Raw genomic sequence first — 17,875 nt, 5'->3', positions numbered from 1 at the left:
CATCTGGTGCATCCAACGCACCCGATGTGACATTGAGCCAATCGCGGGAGTGTCGTGAGGGCTAACGACCCCCGGACGGAATCCCGAGCTGGCCGATGCCGACGCTGATCGTCGCGGTCTTCGACACCTCGGAGCCCGGCGGCTGCATCTGCGTCACGATCTTGCCGACCTGATCGGTCTCCAGGGTGGCCTCGGGACGCTGCGAGAACTGGCTCGCGGACCCGGTCCAGCCCGCCTGCCGCAGCGCCGACAGCGCCTGCGAAACGGTCAGTCCGCTGAGGTCCGGCATCTCGATCATGTTCCCGTTGGACACCTGCAGCCGGACGGTGCTGCCGCGTGCCGCGGTCTCGCCGCCGGTGGGTTCGGTGGACACGACCTGACCGCGCGGGCGGCCGGAGTCGATGTTCTCCACCTCGACCTTGAAGCCGGCTCCCTCGACGTTCGGCTGTGCGACCTCGAGCGTCTGCCCGACGACGTTCGGGATGCGGACCTGCTCGGGTCCGGTGCCGACGGTGACCTTCACCTGACTGTCGAGTTCGAGCGACGCCCCGGCCGGGGGTTCCTGGGCGGTGACCTTGTCGAGCTGCTCGGTCGTCGACGGTGCCCGCTCGATCCCCGGATCGAGGGCCAGTCCGACGGAGCTGAGCGCCTGCGCGGCCTGGGCCTGCGACAGCCCGGTCAGCCGCGGCACGGAGACCTGCTCGGGACCGCTGGAGACGTCGAGCGTGACGACGGTGCCCTCGTCGGCTCGGGATCCGGCAACGGGGATCGACGCGATCACGTTGCCCTCCCCGACGACCTTGCTCGCCTTCGGCTGCGTCTGGACGCGGAACCCGAGGTCCTGCAGCTCCGACTGCGCCTCCTGCGCCACCTTGTTGGTGACGTCGGGGACGGTGACCTGCGCAGCCTTCGATCCGGGTCCGAGGGACCACAGGAACGCACCGATGATGCCGATGACCGCGATCGCGGCGATACCGGCCAGCACCATCTTGAGCGTTCGGTTGCCCGACGACGGGGTCGCGGGGGCGGCCGGCTCGGGCGCGGCGGTCCCGGACGCCGACGCGGCGGCGTACCGGCCGGAGTTGTTGTCGACGGCGCCGAGGATGGTGGTGCGGTCCTCGTCGTTCATCACCATCGGCGCGGACGGGCGCTGCCCGCCGAGCACGCGGACCAGGTCGGTGCGCATCTCCGCGGCGCTCTGGTACCGGTTCGCTGGGTTCTTGCTCATCGCCTTCAGGATCACCGAGTCCAGCTCGCGCGGGATGTCGGGGTTCACCGACGACGGCAGCGCCGGATCCTCGCGGACGTGCTGGTAGGCGACCGCGACGGGCGAGTCGCCCTTGAACGGCGGCTCACCGGTGAGCACCTCGAACAGCACGCAGCCGAGCGAGTACACGTCGGAGCGGGCGTCGACCTGCTCGCCGCGGGCCTGCTCGGGCGACAGGTACTGCGCGGTTCCGATGACGGCGGCGGTCTGCGTCATCGGGCTGGAGCTGTCGGAGATCGCGCGGGCGATGCCGAAGTCCATCACCTTCACCGCACCGGCGCGGTTGATCATGATGTTCGCCGGCTTGATGTCGCGGTGCACGATGCCGTTGCGGTGGCTGAAGTCGAGGGCGGCGCAGACGTCCGCGATGACCTCCATCGCGCGCCGCGGCGCCATCGGCCCCTCGCCGCGCACGATGTCGCGGAGGGTGACGCCGTCGACGTACTCCATGACGATGTACGGCAGCGGACCGCCGTCGGTCTCGGCCTCGCCGGTGTCGTAGACGGCGACGATCGCCGGATGGTTCAGTGCGGCCGCGTTCTGCGCCTCGCGGCGGAACCGCAGGTAGAACGTGGGGTCGCGGGCGAGGTCGGCGCGGAGCACCTTGATCGCCACGTCGCGGCTGAGCCGGAGATCGCGGGCCAGGTGCACCTCGGACATGCCACCGAAGCCGAGAATCTCGCCCAGCTCGTAGCGGGAGGAGAGTTTGCGCGGTGTCGTCATGGCTGTCCTTGAGGGGCCGAGGTCGTCGTCTCGCTCAGCGTTGTCGTGATGGCGGTCGTGGTGGTGGGCGGCTCGGTGGTGGTCGTCGTCCGCTCCGTCGTGGTCGTGGTGGTGGGCGGCTCGGTCGTGGTCGTCCGCTCCGTCGTCGTCGGCTCCGGCGTCCACTCCGTGGTCGTCGGCTCGGGTTCCGTCGTCGTCGGGCGGGCGGTCGTCGGCGCCTGCGTCGTGACCGTCGGATGCCTGGTCGTCGACGTGACGTGGACGGACGGCTCGTCACCGCCGCCGAACAGCAGCATCCAGCCGCCGATCAGCAGTCCGAGGACGATGAGCCCACCCGCAGCCCACGCGAGCGCCTTCTGCTCGCGGGTCAGGCCCGTCGGCTCGGGCACGACGGCGGCCGTCTCCGGACCGTTCTGACGGCCGAGCACGGTGGTCGCGGCGGTCGGCGGTGCGACGGCGACGGTCGGTTGCCCGGTGCCCGGCATCGGCGGTCGCCCACCGGAGCGCACCACGGTGACGGCGTCCGCGAACTCGCCGCCGCTGTGATAGCGGGCCGCGGGGTCCTTGGCCATCGTGATCTCGATCAGTTCGCGCACGTTCGGCGGCAGGTCCGCGGGCAGCGGTGCCGGGACCTCCTGGACGTGCTTCATCGCGACGGTCAGCGCGCCCTCACCGGTGAACGGCCGGTGCCCGGCCAGCACCTCGTAGCCGACCACGCCGAGCGAGTACACGTCGCTGGCGGGGGTGGCGTCCTGGCCGAGCGCCTGCTCGGGGGCGATGTACTGGGCGGTGCCCATGACCATGCCGGTGCGGGTCACCGGTGACGCCTCGACGGCCTTCGCGATGCCGAAGTCGGTGATCTTCACCTGCCCCGTCGGGGTGATGAGGATGTTGCCGGGCTTGACGTCGCGGTGCACGACCCCGCTCGCGTGCGCGGCCTGCAGCGCCCGGCCGGTCTGCTCGAGCATGTCGAGGGCATGCGGCAGCGACAGCCGGCCGACGCGGGCGAGGACCGTGTTCAGCGGTTCCCCGTTGACCAGTTCCATCACCAGGTAGGCGGTGTCCTGCCCGGTCGTGTCGCGGGTCTCGCCGTAGTCGTAGATGCCGGCGATCCCGGGATGGTTCAGCTGCGCCGTGGTGCGCGCCTCGGTGCGGAACCGGGCGAGGAACTCGGGGTCGGAGGAGAACTCCGCCTTGAGTACCTTCACGGCGACGCGGCGGTGCAACCGGTTGTCGGTGGCTTCCCAGACCTGGCCCATGCCGCCGGTGGCGATCAGGCGCAGCAGGCGGTAACGATCGGCGATGAGGGCGCCGTTCTGCAGACTCATCGTTCGCCTTCCCGCTGCAACGCAGCGCCGATCACGGCCCGGCCGATCGGGGCCGCCACCGAACCGCCGGTTGCGGCGAGCGCACGGTCGCCGCCGTCCTCGACGATCACCGCGATCGCGACCTGCGGGTCCTGCGCCGGTGCGAACCCGATGTACCAGGCGTGCGGCGGCGTGTTGCGCGGGTCGGTGCCGTGTTCGGCGGTGCCGGTCTTCGAGGCGATCTGGACGCCGGCGATCTTGTTGCCGCCGCCCGTGTTGTTCTCGGAGCCGATCATCAGTTCGGTCAGCGTGGACGCAACTTGAGGAGACACAGCCTGCCCAAGGGATTCGGGGGCGGTGGTCGCCAGATTCGACAGGTCGGGGCTCTGCAGCTGCGCGACGAGGTGCGGCTGCATGCGGACGCCGCCGTTCGCGATGGTCGCGGCGATGACGGCGTTCTGCAGGGGTGTGAGGGCGACGTCGCGCTGGCCGATGCTGGACTGGCCGAGCGCCGCGTCGTCGGGGATGGAGCCGACGGTGCTGTCGGCGACCGGGATCGGCACGCCGGGGGTGTCCGGTCCGATGCCGAAGGCCTCGGAGGTCTCCTTGAGCGCGTCGGCCCCGGCCTTGATGCCGAGCTCGACGAACGCGGTGTTGCACGACCGGGCGAACGCGTCCCGCAGGGAGGCGGTGGGCCCGCCGCCGCAGTTGGTGCCATTGTAGTTCTCGAGCGTCGTCGCCGTGCCCGGCAGGGTGATGGTCGGGGCCGCGGTCAGTTGTTCCTCCGGGTTTGCGCCATTGGCGAGGGCGGCGGCGGTCACGACCACCTTGTACGTCGATCCGGGCGGGTAGGTCTGGGAGACGGCCCGGTTGATGAGGGGCTTCTCGGGGTCGGCGTTGAGCGTCTCCCACGCCTCCGTGCTGACCTTGCCGTCGTGGCTGGCCAGCAGGTTCGGGTCGTAGCTGGGGGTGCTCGCCATCGCCAGGACCTCGCCGGTGCTGGGCCGGATCGCGACGACGGCGCCGGTGTATCCCTTCGCGGTCAGCTGGTCGTAGGCGACCTGCTGGACGACGGGGTCGATGGTGCTGACGACGTTGCCGCCGCGCGGGTCGCGTCCGGAGACGAGGTCGAAGAAGCGGCGGGAGAACAGCCGGTTGTCGGAGCCGTTGAGTACGGCGTCCTCGGTGCGCTCGAGGCCGGTGTTGCCGTACAGCATCGAGTAGAAGCCGGTGACGGGTGCGTTCGCGAACGGGCTCGACGGCGCGGCCGGGTTCGGCGGGTAGGTGCGCAGGTACTTGTACCGGTCGTCGGTGGGGACGGACGCCGCCAGCACCTGACCGCCCGCGGAGATCTGCCCGCGCTGGCGGGAGTACTCGTCGAGCAGGACCCGGGAGTTCCGCGGGTCGGTGCGCAGGTCGTCAGCCTTGATGACCTGGACGTAGGTGGCGTTGGCGAGGAGCGCGACGACCATCACCATCACGGCCATCGCGACGCGGCGCAGGGGAGTGTTCATGTGCGCCTCAACATTTCCGTCGGTGCATCCGCGATCGGTGCGGGTCCCTTCTTCTTCGGTTCCGGAGGTGTGCGGGCGGAGTCGGAGATCTTCATCAGCAGCGCCAGCAGCAGGTAGTTGGCGAGCAGCGAGGACCCGCCGTAGGACATGAACGGCGTCGTCAGGCCCGTCAGCGGGATGAGCTTGGTGACACCGCCGACGACGACGAACAGCTGGATCGCGATCGTGAACGACAGGCCGGCCGCGAGCAGTTTGCCGAAGCTGTCGCGCACCGCGAGGGCGGTCCGGAGACCGCGGATGATGAGGATCAGGAACAGCATCAGGACGGCGGCGAGGCCGATCAGGCCGAGTTCCTCACCGATCGTCGCGACGATGAAGTCGGTCTTCGCGAACGGGACCTGCGACGGCCGGCCGCTGCCCAGACCGGTCCCGGCGACGCCGCCGGTGGCGAGCCCGAACAGGGACTGCGAGATCTGGTAGCCAGTGTTGTTGTAGTCGCCGAGCGGGTCGATCCAGGTCTGCACACGCACGCGGACGTGCCCGAACATCTGGTACGCCAGCACGAAGCCGAGGGCGAGCAGGGCGCCGCCGATGACGAGCCAGCCGACGCGTTCCGTCGCCACGTACAGCATCACGAGGACGGTGCCGAACAGCAGCAGCGAGGTCCCGAGGTCCTTCTCGAAGACGAGGACGCCGATCGAGACGACCCACGCGACGAGGATCGGTCCGAGGTCGCGGGCGCGGGGCAGGTCGAGGCCGAAGACGTGCTTGCCCGCGGTGGTGAACAGTTCGCGTTTCGACACCAGCACGGACGCGAAGAAGATGATCAGCAGGATCTTCGCGAACTCGCCGGGCTGAATGCTGAAGAACGGCAGCTTGATCCAGATCTTCGCGCCGTTCACCTCGGACATCGACGACGGCAGCAGCGCGGGGATCGCGAGCAGCACCAGGCCGGCGAGGCCGAGCGTGTAGCTGTACCGGGCGAGCAGACGGTAGTCGCGCAGCAGCATGAGGACGGCGATGAACCCGGCGATCGCGAGCGCCGTCCACAGCACCTGCTGGGTGGCGTCGGGGGACGGCGCCGCTCGCCCGTAGGCGGCGGCCGTCGACGCGTCGGCGAGGTCGAGTCGGTGGATCAGCACCAGCCCGAGGCCGTTGAGCAGCGCGACGATCGGCAGCAGCAGCGGATCGGCGTGTGGGGCCCAGCGACGCACGGCCGCATGGGCGATCAGGAAGAGCGCGGCGTACGCGAGCCCGTACTTCGCGAGGTCCCAGGTGATCGTCTGTTCCTGGCTCGCCTCGACCAGCACCAGCGAGAGCGTGGTGATGCCGATGGCGGCCAGGATCAGCAGTAGTTCGACCGTCCGCCGGGTGGACTGCTCGGGCGCGGGGGCAAACCCTCCGGGCGGGCTCGGGAACGAAGCCCCGGAAGGCGCAGAGGACACGGACATCAGCTACCGGTCCTGCAGTTCTGACCCGGGATCTGCGCCGGTGTCGCCTCGGCGGGCTGTGTCGGTTCGACCACCGGGGCCGCGGGTGTGGGCTCCGCCGCCGGGGCGGGTGCCGGGGCAGGCTCGGGTGCCGGTGCGGGCACCGGTTCGGCCGTGGGCGCGGGCGCCGCGGGGGGAGGCGGGGTCGGGGTGGGTGTGGCCGGTGTGGTGGTCTCCTCCGACGCGCACACCGGCAGCAGGTCGCCGTCGACCAGGCGCTGCATCTGGCTCTTGGCGTCCTCGAGGGACCCGGACGGCAGCCCGGCCCGCACCTGTTCCCTCGCGGACGGCTGCAGGGAGTCGACGGTCAGCGCCGTGCACGACGTGTCGCCTGCGGGCACGAGCGTCAGCTCACCGCTGTCGGTCACGCATCCGACAAGATTCGGTTCCTGCAGCGAGTAGCCGAGGACCGATCCGGGGACGCCGCGCATCACGGCCACGCGGCCGTCGTCGGCGCCGACGTAGTAGTTGTTGCGGACCAGCACGCGGCCGATCACGAGCCCGACCGCGATGACGGCGATCAGGCCGAGCGCGACCAGGATCCAGCGCAGGCGCCGACGCTTCTTCGGCTGCGGCTCGGTGGTCACCTGGACGCGGCGCGGGGTGGCGCGCGGTGGGCGCATCGCGGCGGCCCGGCCTGCGGCGGTGTCCGGCGGCGGGGTGTCCTCTTCGTCGTCGTCGGATGCGGCGCCGCCGACGATCGGGCGGCTCGGGCCGTAGTCGAGGTCGATGACGTCCGCCACGACGACCGTGACGTTGTCCGGACCGCCGCTGCGCAGTGCCAGTTCGATGAGCCGGTCGGCGGATTCGGCGGGGGTGCCGCTGCTCAGGACGTCCGTGATGGTCTCGTCGCTCACGACGTCGGAGAGGCCGTCGGAGCACAGCAGGTAGCGGTCGCCGGCGCGGGCCTCGCGGACGGTGAGGGTCGGTTCGATCTCGTTGCCGGTGAGCGCCCGCATGATCAGCGACCGCTGCGGGTGGGTGTGCGCCTGCTCGGCGGTGATGCGGCCCTCGTCGACGAGGGACTGGACGAACGTGTCGTCGCGGGTGATCTGGGTGAGCGCGGCGTCGCGCAGCAGGTAGGCGCGGGAGTCGCCGATGTGGGCGAGGCCGAGCTTGCTGCCGGCGAACAGGATCGCGGTCAGCGTGGTGCCCATGCCGTCGAGTTCGGGTTCTTCCTCGACCTGTTCGGCGATGGCGGCGTTGCCGTGCCGGGTGGCCGCGGCCAGCTTGCCGAGAAGGTCGTCGCCGGGCTCGTCGTCGTCGAGGTGGGCGAGGGCGGCGATGATCAGCTGCGACGCCACTTCACCGGCGGCGTGGCCGCCCATGCCGTCGGCCAGGGCGAGGAGGCGTGCACCCGCGTAGACGGAGTCCTCGTTGTTGGACCGGACGAGACCACGGTCGCTGCGCGCTGCGTAGCGCAGGACGAGGGTCACGGGCGGAGCTCGATCACTGTCTTGCCGACCCGGACCGGCGTGCCGAGCGGTACCCGGACGGCCGTGGTGACCCGGGCCCGATCCAGGTAGGTGCCGTTCGTCGACCCGAGATCCTCGACGTACCAGTCGGTTCCGCGAGGGGAGATGCGCGCGTGCCGGGTGGACGCGTAGTCGTCGGTGAGCACCAGCGTCGAGTCGTCGGCGCGGCCGATGAGGACAGGCTGGGTGCCGAGCGTGATGCGGGTGCCTGCGAGCGCGCCCTGCGTCACGACCAGGTTCTTCGCGATCTTCGGCTTCCCGAACGACGGCAGCACCGAGGACGTGCGGTTGTATCGCGGCGGCACCCGAACACCGGCAGCCGCGTACACGTCGCTGCGGAGGGTGCGCAGAACCGCCCACACGAACAGCCACAGGAGCAGCAGGAAGCCGGCTCTGGTCAATTGCAGGATCAGTCCCTGCACGTCGGTCCACCTCCTCCTGGCGCGCGGCACGGTGCCGACAGCGGTACACGGCGATACGGTTGGGTCGATCGCACAAACCACAATACGGAATGTGCTGGGGCTTCGACCGCTGCCGTGGGTACCCGGTCGGTCCTCACGTGCTCAGCTGATCGCAGTCGACGGGATCAGACGATGCGCACCAGGATTTCGGAGTGGCCTGCACGGATCACGTCGCCGTCGGCGAGCTGCCAGTCTTGGACGGGCGCGCCGTTGACGGTGGTGCCGTTGGTCGAGCCGAGGTCCGAGAGCATGGCGACCTGACCGTCCCAGCGGATCTCGATGTGCCGGCGAGAGACGCCGGTGTCGGGGAGCCGGAACTGGGCCTCCTGGCCGCGGCCGATCACGTTGCGTCCCTCGCGGAGCTGGAAGTTGCGGCCGCTGCCGTCCTCGAGCTGCAGGGTGGCGGTGAAGGTGCGGTTCGCGTCGTAGCCGTAGGACTGCTGGCCGTACTCCTGGCCGTACGCGGGCTGCTGACCGTAGGACTGCTGACCGTACTCCTGGCCGTACGCCTGCTGGCCGTAGCCGTAGTCGGCCTGCTGGTAGTCCGCCTGCTGGTAGTCGCTGCGGCCGTAGTCCTGGCCGCCCGGGTACGCGTTGGCCGAGTAGTCCGGGTTCGGCGGGTACGGGTTGGCGTAGTCGGCCTGCTGGTAGTCGCTGCGGCCGTACTCCTGACCGGCCTGCGGCGGGTACGGGTTGGCCGGGTAGTCCGGGTTGGGCGGGTACGGGTTGGAGTATTCCGACTGCTGGTAGTCGGCCTGCTGGTAGTCCGCCGCGGGCGGGTACGGGCTGCCGTACTCGGCGCCGTTGGGGCGGCCGCCGCTCTGTGCGTAACCGTTGCGAGGCTGGTCGTAGCCTCCGCCCGCCGCCGAGTACGACGGGTAGGCCTTACCGTTCTGCGCGCCGACCGGCGGGCGGTCCTGCGAGTACCGACCCTCGTCTGCGGGCTCACGCGAGGGGTCGAAACCTGGGTTTTGCGTCATCTGGCCGGCTCCTGGGTTCATAGGTGCGGAGGGTCGTGCGTTCGCGGTCGGTAACGGTACTCGCTGACCCTGGCGCGGGTTCGGCGATGAGCCGACATCCGGGTCCACCGCTCCACGGGCCCGGAACTGACCTGTGTGCAGTGTGGGGGACGGCTCGAACCGAACGGAGATCGGCCCGTACGTCTGCCATCCCTGATCCCGGATGAAGTCCTCAAGGTGTCGGGAGAACGCCTTGACTGTCAAGTCCCTGTCGGAGGACAGCTCCTCGTGATCCGACTCGTTGATCGTGATGACGTACGAGTTCGGGGCGAGAGCGTGCCCGCCGTCGAGCTGCTGCAGCCCGTCGCGTGCCTCCTGCTGCAGTGCCGTCTCGACCTCTTGGGGAACGACGCCGCCGCCGAAGACCCGGGCGAGGCCGTCTCCGACCACGCCCTGCAACTTGCGCTCGAAGCGCTGGACGATACCCACACCGACCTCCTCTCGGCTCGTTCGCGTGTCGCGGTGAGTCCACACCGCATCGCCATGGTATCCGGGGTGTGCGACCCACTGTCGGTGTGTGATCATCGCCGCAGGTCAGGTGGGCGAATCGTGTTTTCGTCGGGGTGCGTGCTAGTGTTTCCAGCGTCGCTCGGGCGAGTGGCGGAATGGCAGACGCGCTGGCTTCAGGTGCCAGTGTCCTTCGGGACGTGGGGGTTCAAGTCCCCCTTCGCCCACAGAGAGCAGTTCCACGAACTGCACCGAATGAGGTCACGAACTCGAAAGAGATCGTGACCTCGTTTTCTGTTTCCGGTGCCGCGGCCGACTCGTCGGGGAGGGGAGAAACGGCCCGCGATTCCGGCGCCGAACAGTGAAAGCTCCTGAAGCGGCCGGGAATTGTTCGGACCGGAAGCAGCTGATGCAGCCCGGGGTCGCAGCTCGGCGCGCCGTGTCCGGTGGCTGCACCCTAGCTCACTCTCTCGCGGACACAGCTCGCTCGAGCCAGGCGAACACCGGCGACAGCGACTCGGGGGCGGACCAGCCGTTGACGACGGCGAGACGTTCGAGGTACCTCTCGCGACGCGGGTCCTGCACGAGGGCGAGCCAGTCGAGCAGTTGCCGCCGCACACGGGGGCCGACAGGTAGGTCCACGGTCCGAGCGAAACTCGCCACTGCTTCGTCGACCACGGCAGTGGCCTCCGGCGCGGCCGGGGCGACGTTCGCGGCGAGCGCCGGGCCGACGAGGTCGCGAATCACGGCTGCGGTGTCGCGGTGCACTCCAACGCTGTGCGCACGATCGGCGGCGAAATGGTCGGCGAGGCCCGTCATGACGTTCCGGAACTCGATGTCCTGCATCGGCTCGGCCAGTTCCACCCACGCCGTGATCTGCTCCGGTTCGGGAAAGTCCGGCAGCTCGGGCGTCAGCGTGCGCATGATTCCCGGGACTCCCGTTTCGCTCGCCGCCCCTCCGAACACCCCGTCGAGGAACGCGTCGATCAATGCATGCCGTTCCCCCTCGGCCATCGCTGCGAGGGCCGGCACCGTCGTCATCGCTTCGGTTGTGGATCCTCGTGCGGCGACTGCCAGCAGAAGTGCGCGTCGTGTCCGGAGCAGTCGGATCTGAACCGCCAGCGCCTCGGCGTGAGTTTCGGCGACGTCGGCGAGCGCGGCTTCGCGATCGACCACCTTTCGAATCGATTCCAGATCCAGGCCCAAGTCGCGAAGCGTGCGGACGAACTCGAGTCGGACGACGGCATCGGCACCGTAGCGACGGTGCCCCGCCGAACTTCGACTCGTGGGCGGAACGATTCCCGTGTCCGCGTAGTACCGAATCGTCTTGACTGTCAGTCCGGTGCGCCGCGCGAGATCACCGATGGAGAGCGAGGTGTCAGCGTCCATGCCCCCACTCTCGTATCTCCCCCTACGGGAGGCGCAAGTGAAGGTGGCTCCGATCCGGTCCCGGCGACCACCGCCAGCCCCGGTAGCTTGCTGCGCCCCGGCAGCTCGGAAGCTGTACTACCACCCCGACTACGTCGGTGCCGCACACGGATTCGACACGAACCGCAAGTCGGGCTCGATCGCGGGTTCACTGGGCCGTCGTCCGATCGACGGCGTCGAGGTTCTCGCGCCGGCCCCACTCGAGCCCTCGTGTCTGGAGCGCGTCCACGCGCCGACTACGTCGACGCGGCACGCACCGGTGCGCCGCGATACCTCGCCGAGTCCAGGGGTTCGACTGGGACCCGGCGCTGTGGTCGATGGTGCTCTCGTCCAACGGCGGCGTCCTCGCCGCTGCCCGCAGCGCCCTGGACGAGGGTGTGGCCGGATCGTTGTCCTCCGGTCTGCATCACGCGAAAGCCGATCGGGGGGACGGGTTCTGCACGTCCAACGGGCTGGTCGTCGCCGCGAGGACACTTCTCGACGAGGGAGTGGTCCGGTCGGTTCTCGTCCTTGATCTCGACGCCCATTGCGGCGGTGGGACCGCGCGGCTGGGCGATCGCGATCCGCGGATCTGGCATGCCGACGTCTCCGTGCATGTCCTCGCGGAGCGGGAGCGGCTGGTGTTCGACTGGTGCCGGCGGCGACGGCTACCGGTCGCGTTCGTTCTGGCGGGCGGCTAGTCGGGCCACGTCTCGATCGGGACACCCTCGTCGATCTGCACCGGCTGACGATCGCCTCGGCGGCCGGCGCCGCCGCCGACGCACAGTCGTTCGGCGGCACCGGTGTTCGGATCTGTCAGAGTGTGCCGTTCTCGATGTCCCGCTTCAGTACCTGCTGGTTCTCGATGTGGGAGGATGTTCCGTTCTGCACCGTGAAGTCGATGAGCAGCGCGGGTGCCTTGAAGGTCAGGTGCTCGGTGACGGTGGTCGAGCCGGCCTCCTCGGAGAAGGTGATCTCCTGCTGGGTGATGACGCCGGGTGCACTCCAGGTCTCCGTGGTGTACCGGTGGTCGGCGGCGTACACCCGCTGTTGCCCGACGGTGCGCGCGGGGATGGACACCGAACCGGCGGGGACGCCCTCGATCGCGATGAACTCCCGGACGTCGGCACCGTCCTCGCTGTAGCTGCGATGGTCGAGGACGTCCATGAGGAAGGGGTGCCGTCCGAGGCTGCTGTTGAGGTTCGAGTACACGGGGAACACGTGGTCGAGGGGCGCGTCGATGGTGATCGGCAGCGTGACCTCGACGGTCTCCAGCAGGGATCCGGCCAGGCGCTCCTCGGCCTGGTATGCCGCCCACGAGATCTCCCATTCGGTGTCGACCGAGGAGGAGGAACTCGAGAAGGACTGGGCGCCTGCAACTCCCGCATGGCCGACTGCCAGCCCGGCCGCCAGCACCAAGGCCGCGAGAGCCTTCGGTGCCGCGCCCCTGCGGAGTCGCTCCGGACGTTCGACCATTCGTGCCACCTCTCGTCGGGATGGTCGCCGTCCATCGGCAACCGCGCGGACGATACGCGGCCCTGGCCCGGCGCGTTCGCCGATTCGCCAGGGTGAGAATACGGTGTCCGCCGATCGACTGTCATCCCCGCAGTTGATGCGGACCCGCACTTTCTGCGGTAATGTCGGGCATGTCCAATCGCTACGACCGAATCCGGTCCGAACTCGCTCACGCCGAATCCGCCGATCCGCCGGATGCGTTGTCGCACCTGCGGATCGTGCTCGACGAGGTGAGTCAACTGCTCGACGAGCAGCTCGCTCGGGCGGTGGTCGACGGCGAGCTGTCCTTACGTTCTGCAGGAGCCAGGGCCGGCCTGTCCGAGAACGCCGTCGGCCCGCGTCTCGCCCGTACGACCCAGCTCGCCCCTTACGCCCGATCCGACGGTCGGGTGACCGCCGACGACGTCAAACGCGCCCGATACGACAAGAAGGGCGCCGCGCCCGCCCCGACGCCGACCGTCACCCAACCGATGCGCTTCAAGTCACGTCGCAACAGCTGACAATCGAGAGGATCCTCATGGCCGATACCGAGCTCACCCGACTCGTGTTCCTGCTCGACCGCTCGGGGTCGATGCAGTCGATCAAGTCCGACATCGAGGGTGGATTCGCGGCCTTCGTCGAGGAGCAGAAGGCCGCCGACGGCTCGTGTCTCGTGACACTCGTCCAGTTCGACGACGACTATCACGTTGTGTACCAGAATGTTCCGGTTTCCGAGGCGCCGCCGCTGGATCTGCGGCCGCGCGGCAGGACGGCACTCCTCGACGCGATGGGACGCCTCGTCACCGAGCTCGGCGCCGAGATCAACGCGCAGCCCGAGGACGAGAGGCCCGGGGCCGTGATCGTCGCGATCATGACCGACGGGCACGAGAACGCCAGCCGGAAGTGGACCCATGCGGCCGTGAAGGACCTCGTGGACCTGCACACGCGGACGTCCGACTGGCAGTTCATGTACATGGGTGCCGACCAGGACGCGATCGAGGTCGGTGCGCAGCTGGGCGTCGCACGTGAGCAGTCGCTGACCTACCGCAAGGGCAACTCACGGGCGGCCATGGAGGCCGCGGGCAAGAACATCCGCGACTACCGGGAGGCCAAGATGATCAACCCGGCCGCCGCGATGCCGTTGTTCAGCGACGAACAGCGTGACGCAGCCGGCAACTGACTCCCACGGAGCACCGTGTTCCGCACGGGTGGTTCCGGCCGTCAGTGCGGGGCGCGGCCCTTGTCGTACTTCTCCCAGAACCGGGTGCGGAGCCGGTAGCGGATCGGCTCGTCGAGGTCGTAGATCTGTAACGCGTCGGAGGCGTCGAGCAGCAGGGCGCGGTCGACGTCACGGGGGACCGACGGCCGCGCCCGCTCGAGTTCGAGCCGGTCGTTCGGCGTGGCACTCTCCAGCAGCGAGGTGAGGACGCGCACCACCACCTCGTCGATGAGCTGGTCCTGGTCGATGTCCTCCGCGTACGCGGGCACCAGGTGCGCGGGGACCCCGGTCGAGCTGCTGTACGCGAGCACACTGGCCTGGCGCGGTGCCGCCGGGCGGGGCGTCATCGTTGCGAGGTCCAGCGGCGTCGGGCGCGGCGCTGCGGCCGGCACGGCCGACGGAGCCGGCGTCGCGGGGATCGGCTGACGATCGACCTTCAGTACCGCGGTGTCCACGGTCTCGGCGTCGATCGTGACGAGGTCGTCCGCGGCGCGGATGAGGTGCCTGCTCACACCGTGTGGCTTCCCGTCGACGGTGGGCACTGCGAACACCACCACCTGGACGCCGTGGATCTGCGCTTCCTCGACCGCCTCGGTGAGGTCGTCGTCGCCGGACACGAGGAAGAAGACGTCGGATGCGCCGTTGCGGGCGTGCGTCACCAGGTCGAGTCCGATGCGGAGGTCGACGCCCTTCTGTTCGCCGTTGAAGCCGAACCGACCGAGGCGGAGCTTGACCTTGGAGAGTTCCCCGATGCGTTCCTGTTGCGCATCCGGGACGCCGTTCTTGGCGGAGTCGTACCAGTGCACCCGCAACACAGGCAGTCCGGAACGGGCCTCCGCGGCCGCCACCAGCGACCCGACGAGCGCCGAGTAGTCGACGTGGATTCCACTGCGCAGCGACGTACCGGTCACGCGGGTCGCGGCGGACGCCAGCAGGTACCCGGTGTCGATGTAGAGCGAGCACGTCGATCGCATCAAACGACTATGGCACGGGAGTGAGACGTCGACCGGGTCAATTCGCTGGAACGTTCCTGGCGGTCAAGATGTTCGGTTCGATTCGCGGCGGCGAGGCCGGACGCGCGCGCAGTGCGTCGCGTGACCCGGAGCGGAGCCCGATCCGGCTAGTCTCGCTGGGACGTGTGACGAGGCGGGGAGGCCCGGATATGACACGACGAACCGGTGTGGTCACTGCGCTGGTGATCGGGGCGGCGCTGGTCGCCACTCCGCCTGCGCTCGCCGATCCCGGGACCGGGTCGGTGGATCCGGTCGTGCTTCCGGCGGGTGATGCGGTGACCCCACCGATCGACTGCGCCGCCGGTTCGCGTCCGGTGGTCGTGCTGCCGGGGGCGGACGGAACAGTCGCCGACACGGCGGAGCAGTGGGCGACCGTGACGGACGTCCTCCGCGGATCCGGCCTGTGTCCGCTCGTGTTCCAAGGCGGCGTCGTCAACGGAAAGCGTTGGGCAGGAAACATTCCCGACGAAGCCGGGCAGCTCGCGACGTTCGTCCGGTCGGTGCAGGACGCGACCGGTTCGAGCACCGTCGACATCGTCGCGCACTCCGCCGGGAGCGTCGTGTCGAACTACTACCTCAAGGTGCTGCACGGCTCGGCGAACGTGACTCGTGCAGTGTTCCTCGCGCCGGAGGGCAGGGACTGTGACGGCGCGGGATTCCTCGCCGCCTACGGCATCGACAACCTGCCGGTCACCCCGGTCGAGGTCCTGCAGGCGCTCCCCGTCCTGCCTCCGATCCTCGGTCGCCTGTCGCCGGATCTCGCCGTGGCGCTGCAACTCGCCCCCGGTTCCGAGGTCCACGGTGCGGTGTTCGCGGACGGCACGCCGATCACCCAACCCGGCGTCACCTACGCGGTGCTCGCCACCGCCAACGACGGTGTCGCCACCCCCGCCGGCGGATGCTCGTTCATCGACGAGCCGGGAGTGACGAACGTCCTCTTCGAGGACGCGTACCCGAATGCGTCGGCCGTGGACCACTCGACGCTGCGGTCCAGCCCCGAGGCGGCATCGTGGGTGGTCGCCCAGCTCGGACGGTGAGCGGGTCCCGGCGCCACGTCATCCGTCGCGCGTAGGGTGGCGGGGTACCGACAACGGGAGGCATCGTGGCGAACCTGGTCGTGCACTTCGAAATTCACGGGAGCGAGCCGCAGAAGCTCGTCGACTTCTACTCCGAGCTGCTCGGCTGGTCGTTCCAGCAGTTCGGGGACATGCCGTACTGGGCGATCTCCACCGGTGAGGGTGCGGCGTCACCCGGCTCGCCCGGCTCCGGGATCAACGGCGGTCTCACCCAGCGCCGTGGCCCGCGGCCGGAGCCCGGGGCTCCGGTGACCGGCGCGAACATCGTCGTCGCCGTCGACGACGTGGACGGCACGTTCGCGCGCGGAATCGAACTGGGCGCCACCGCGGCGCTCCCACCCGACGACCTGCCCGGCGTCGGGCGGCTCGCCTACCTGCTCGACCCCGACGGCAATGTCTTCGGTTTCCTGTCGCCGGTGCTGTCCGACGGCACCAACGTCATGGGCTGACGGACCCGGCTACTTGGTGGCGAGTTCCTTCCGTCGCACCATCTCGTTGATCCAGCTCGGCGCGAACGGTGACGTGCAGTTCGGGGGAGTCGGGTAGTCCTCGAGCACTTTCAGGCGCTCGCCGATGTCGAGGGCGCGGGTGCGGTACTCGGCGTGCTCGATTCCGATCTGTGCCAGGCAGGTGTTCATCGCCCACTGCAACCGGTCCGGCGCGTCCTTCATCTCCGACTCGATCGTGTCGAGCAGGGCGGGCAGGTCCAGGCCGGCGGGCTTCTTGACGACGCGGTCGCTGGTCAGCGCCCAGCCTGCGCTCGCGACGACGGGATAGGGGTCGTCGATCCAGGCCAGGCGCAGTTCCTCGGCGTGCGGGTTCTTCTTCACCACGTACCCGACGAGCCAGTCGTGCACCTTCGGGGTGCGCGAGTCGCGCAGCATCGCGTCGAGCTCGTCCCGTCCGAACGCCTTGGGCTTGCAGATCAGCAGCGCCAGCAGTCGCGCCGCGGTGTCCTCGGTCGCCCACAACTCGACGGCCAGGTCCTGCTGGGTCTTCAGCCGCTTCGCGACGGCCCGCAGTTTCGTCAGGTTCACGCCGTGGTCGTCGCCGTGCCGCTCGTTCACCGCGCGGATCTTCGGATCCTCCAGCTCGGCCAGCTCTGCCAGCAGTTCGGTCACCGTCGTCTCGGCCACAGCGGTCCTCCTGATCGTCCTCGTTCACCCCAGCCTAGGAACCGGAGCCGACATCGTGATCCAGGATGGAGGGATGCCGGCGGAGAACGACGAGATCACGCTGACCGACCGGGACCTGCGCGCGGTCAGCGCGTTCGCCGCCGACTGTGCGGAGGAGGTGCTCGCGATCTTCGAGGCCGACCGCCCCGACGACCCGCGACCCCGGGATGCTGTCGACGCCGCTCGCGAGTTCGCCGACGGCGGGCGACGCGGCAAGCGGCTGCGCGACACCGCGTGGGCGGCGATGCGGGCCGCGAAGGACGCCGGCCCCGCCGCCCACCAGGCGGCGATGGCGGCGATGGCGGCGGCGGGTGCCGCCTACCTGCATCCGCTGGCCGATGCGAACCAGGTCAAACACGTGCTCGGGTCGGCGGCGCACGCGGCCCGCGCCGCCGAGCTCGTGGCAGGCGACGACCCCGACGTCGGTCGTGACCACCTGGCGCGGACGGCGCGGCGAGCGACGTCCGAGCTGGTCGACGTGCTGCTTCGGTATCCGGCCGCGCCGTCCGGAGGTGGGAGGGTGGGCGAGCTGATTCGCATGCTCGACAAGGACGTGCGTGCCCGCGCGCGATGACCAGGCTGTGTGTGACGATGTGCCCGCGCAACACACCCGAGTGATGTGCCCCACATTTGCTGAAGTCACGATCCGGTCACGCTATGGTTTCAAACAGCACTGACCGCAGCTGACTCGATTCGCTGCGGTCAGTAGTCATTTACGGGCCGTTTCACAGGCCGTACGCGCTCGACCGATGAGTCGAGAGTCCTCACGGGGTCTTCATCTGCGAAGC

17 protein-coding genes and 1 tRNA gene are annotated in these 17,875 nt (G+C 69.5%); 7 read left to right on the top strand and 11 right to left on the bottom strand.

Going from position 1 to position 17,875, the window contains the following annotated elements:
- Nucleotides 1-61: 61 nt before the first annotated feature.
- The 7 genes from pknB to ACFSJG_RS08795 all read right to left on the bottom strand — a co-directional run bounded on the left by pknB (nt 62) and on the right by ACFSJG_RS08795 (nt 9,685).
- A complete protein-coding gene (pknB, locus tag ACFSJG_RS08825) occupies nt 62-1,990 on the bottom strand; it encodes a Stk1 family PASTA domain-containing Ser/Thr kinase (protein ID WP_378484827.1) in 1,929 nt (642 codons plus the stop codon).
- Nucleotides 1,987-3,318: a serine/threonine-protein kinase gene (locus ACFSJG_RS08820; RefSeq protein ID WP_378484826.1), complete on the bottom strand. Its 1,332-nt coding sequence runs from the start codon at nt 3,316-3,318 to the stop codon at nt 1,987-1,989. Before ACFSJG_RS08820 ends, pknB begins: the two co-directional genes overlap by 4 nt.
- Complete coding sequence (locus ACFSJG_RS08815; protein WP_378484825.1) at nt 3,315-4,811, bottom strand: peptidoglycan D,D-transpeptidase FtsI family protein; 1,497 nt, start codon at nt 4,809-4,811, stop codon at nt 3,315-3,317. Before ACFSJG_RS08815 ends, ACFSJG_RS08820 begins: the two co-directional genes overlap by 4 nt.
- Nucleotides 4,808-6,262, bottom strand: coding sequence for an FtsW/RodA/SpoVE family cell cycle protein (locus tag ACFSJG_RS08810; protein WP_378484824.1), 1,455 nt, complete (start codon nt 6,260-6,262; stop codon nt 4,808-4,810). The genes ACFSJG_RS08815 and ACFSJG_RS08810 overlap by 4 nt, the downstream gene beginning before the upstream one ends.
- Nucleotides 6,262-7,737 carry a PP2C family protein-serine/threonine phosphatase gene (locus ACFSJG_RS08805; RefSeq protein WP_378484823.1) on the bottom strand — a complete coding sequence of 492 codons (1,476 nt, stop codon included), beginning with the start codon at nt 7,735-7,737 and terminating at the stop codon, nt 6,262-6,264. The genes ACFSJG_RS08810 and ACFSJG_RS08805 overlap by 1 nt, the downstream gene beginning before the upstream one ends.
- On the bottom strand, nt 7,734-8,198 hold the full coding sequence (locus tag ACFSJG_RS08800; protein ID WP_378484822.1) for an FHA domain-containing protein FhaB/FipA: 465 nt from the start codon (nt 8,196-8,198) through the stop codon (nt 7,734-7,736). The genes ACFSJG_RS08805 and ACFSJG_RS08800 overlap by 4 nt, the downstream gene beginning before the upstream one ends.
- Nucleotides 8,199-8,362: 164 nt before the next feature.
- Complete coding sequence (locus ACFSJG_RS08795; RefSeq protein ID WP_378484821.1) at nt 8,363-9,685, bottom strand: FhaA domain-containing protein; 1,323 nt, start codon at nt 9,683-9,685, stop codon at nt 8,363-8,365.
- A 162-nt stretch (nt 9,686-9,847) separates the two neighbouring features.
- On the opposite strand from ACFSJG_RS08795, the gene ACFSJG_RS08790 reads away from it, so the two are divergent.
- Nucleotides 9,848-9,930, top strand: a tRNA-Leu gene (locus tag ACFSJG_RS08790).
- A 235-nt stretch (nt 9,931-10,165) separates the two neighbouring features.
- Here the strand turns inward: ACFSJG_RS08790 and ACFSJG_RS08785 are convergent.
- The gene (locus ACFSJG_RS08785; RefSeq protein ID WP_378484820.1) at nt 10,166-11,092 is read right to left on the bottom strand and encodes a helix-turn-helix domain-containing protein; all 927 of its coding nucleotides are present in this window, start codon (nt 11,090-11,092) and stop codon (nt 10,166-10,168) included.
- A gap of 356 nt (nt 11,093-11,448) precedes the next feature.
- On the opposite strand from ACFSJG_RS08785, the gene ACFSJG_RS08780 reads away from it, so the two are divergent.
- Nucleotides 11,449-11,811: an arginase family protein gene (locus ACFSJG_RS08780; protein ID WP_378484819.1), complete on the top strand. Its 363-nt coding sequence runs from the start codon at nt 11,449-11,451 to the stop codon at nt 11,809-11,811.
- A gap of 115 nt (nt 11,812-11,926) precedes the next feature.
- Here the strand turns inward: ACFSJG_RS08780 and ACFSJG_RS08775 are convergent, their stop codons facing one another.
- Nucleotides 11,927-12,586 (bottom strand): hypothetical protein, encoded by a 660-nt coding sequence (locus ACFSJG_RS08775; RefSeq protein WP_378484818.1) that lies wholly within the window; start codon nt 12,584-12,586, stop codon nt 11,927-11,929.
- Nucleotides 12,587-12,756: 170 nt separating this feature from the next.
- Between ACFSJG_RS08775 and ACFSJG_RS08770 the strand changes: the two genes are divergently transcribed.
- Both ACFSJG_RS08770 and ACFSJG_RS08765 read left to right on the top strand, forming a co-directional pair.
- On the top strand, nt 12,757-13,125 hold the full coding sequence (locus ACFSJG_RS08770; protein WP_378484817.1) for a hypothetical protein: 369 nt from the start codon (nt 12,757-12,759) through the stop codon (nt 13,123-13,125).
- Nucleotides 13,126-13,142: 17 nt separating this feature from the next.
- Nucleotides 13,143-13,784, top strand: coding sequence for a vWA domain-containing protein (locus ACFSJG_RS08765; protein ID WP_378484816.1), 642 nt, complete (start codon nt 13,143-13,145; stop codon nt 13,782-13,784).
- A gap of 41 nt (nt 13,785-13,825) precedes the next feature.
- Here ACFSJG_RS08765 and ACFSJG_RS08760 read toward each other — a convergent pair whose 3' ends face one another.
- Nucleotides 13,826-14,797, bottom strand: coding sequence for an NYN domain-containing protein (locus ACFSJG_RS08760; RefSeq protein ID WP_378484815.1), 972 nt, complete (start codon nt 14,795-14,797; stop codon nt 13,826-13,828).
- 188 nt (nt 14,798-14,985) lie between these two features.
- On the opposite strand from ACFSJG_RS08760, the gene ACFSJG_RS08755 reads away from it, so the two are divergent.
- Both ACFSJG_RS08755 and ACFSJG_RS08750 read left to right on the top strand, forming a co-directional pair.
- Nucleotides 14,986-15,873 carry an esterase/lipase family protein gene (locus tag ACFSJG_RS08755; RefSeq protein ID WP_378484814.1) on the top strand — a complete coding sequence of 296 codons (888 nt, stop codon included), beginning with the start codon at nt 14,986-14,988 and terminating at the stop codon, nt 15,871-15,873.
- A gap of 65 nt (nt 15,874-15,938) precedes the next feature.
- Nucleotides 15,939-16,361, top strand: coding sequence for a VOC family protein (locus ACFSJG_RS08750; protein WP_378484813.1), 423 nt, complete (start codon nt 15,939-15,941; stop codon nt 16,359-16,361).
- A gap of 9 nt (nt 16,362-16,370) precedes the next feature.
- Here ACFSJG_RS08750 and ACFSJG_RS08745 read toward each other — a convergent pair whose 3' ends face one another.
- Nucleotides 16,371-17,048 (bottom strand): DNA alkylation repair protein, encoded by a 678-nt coding sequence (locus ACFSJG_RS08745; protein WP_378484812.1) that lies wholly within the window; start codon nt 17,046-17,048, stop codon nt 16,371-16,373.
- A 73-nt stretch (nt 17,049-17,121) separates the two neighbouring features.
- On the opposite strand from ACFSJG_RS08745, the gene ACFSJG_RS08740 reads away from it, so the two are divergent.
- Nucleotides 17,122-17,661, top strand: a complete 540-nt coding sequence (locus ACFSJG_RS08740; protein ID WP_378484811.1) for a putative immunity protein — start codon at nt 17,122-17,124, stop codon at nt 17,659-17,661.
- Nucleotides 17,662-17,875: the final 214 nt, after the last annotated feature.

Source organism: Rhodococcus gannanensis, from assembly GCF_042681175.1.
GTDB lineage: Bacteria > Actinomycetota > Actinomycetes > Mycobacteriales > Mycobacteriaceae > Rhodococcus_G > Rhodococcus_G gannanensis.
This window is presented reverse-complemented; position numbering and strand designations above follow the sequence as displayed.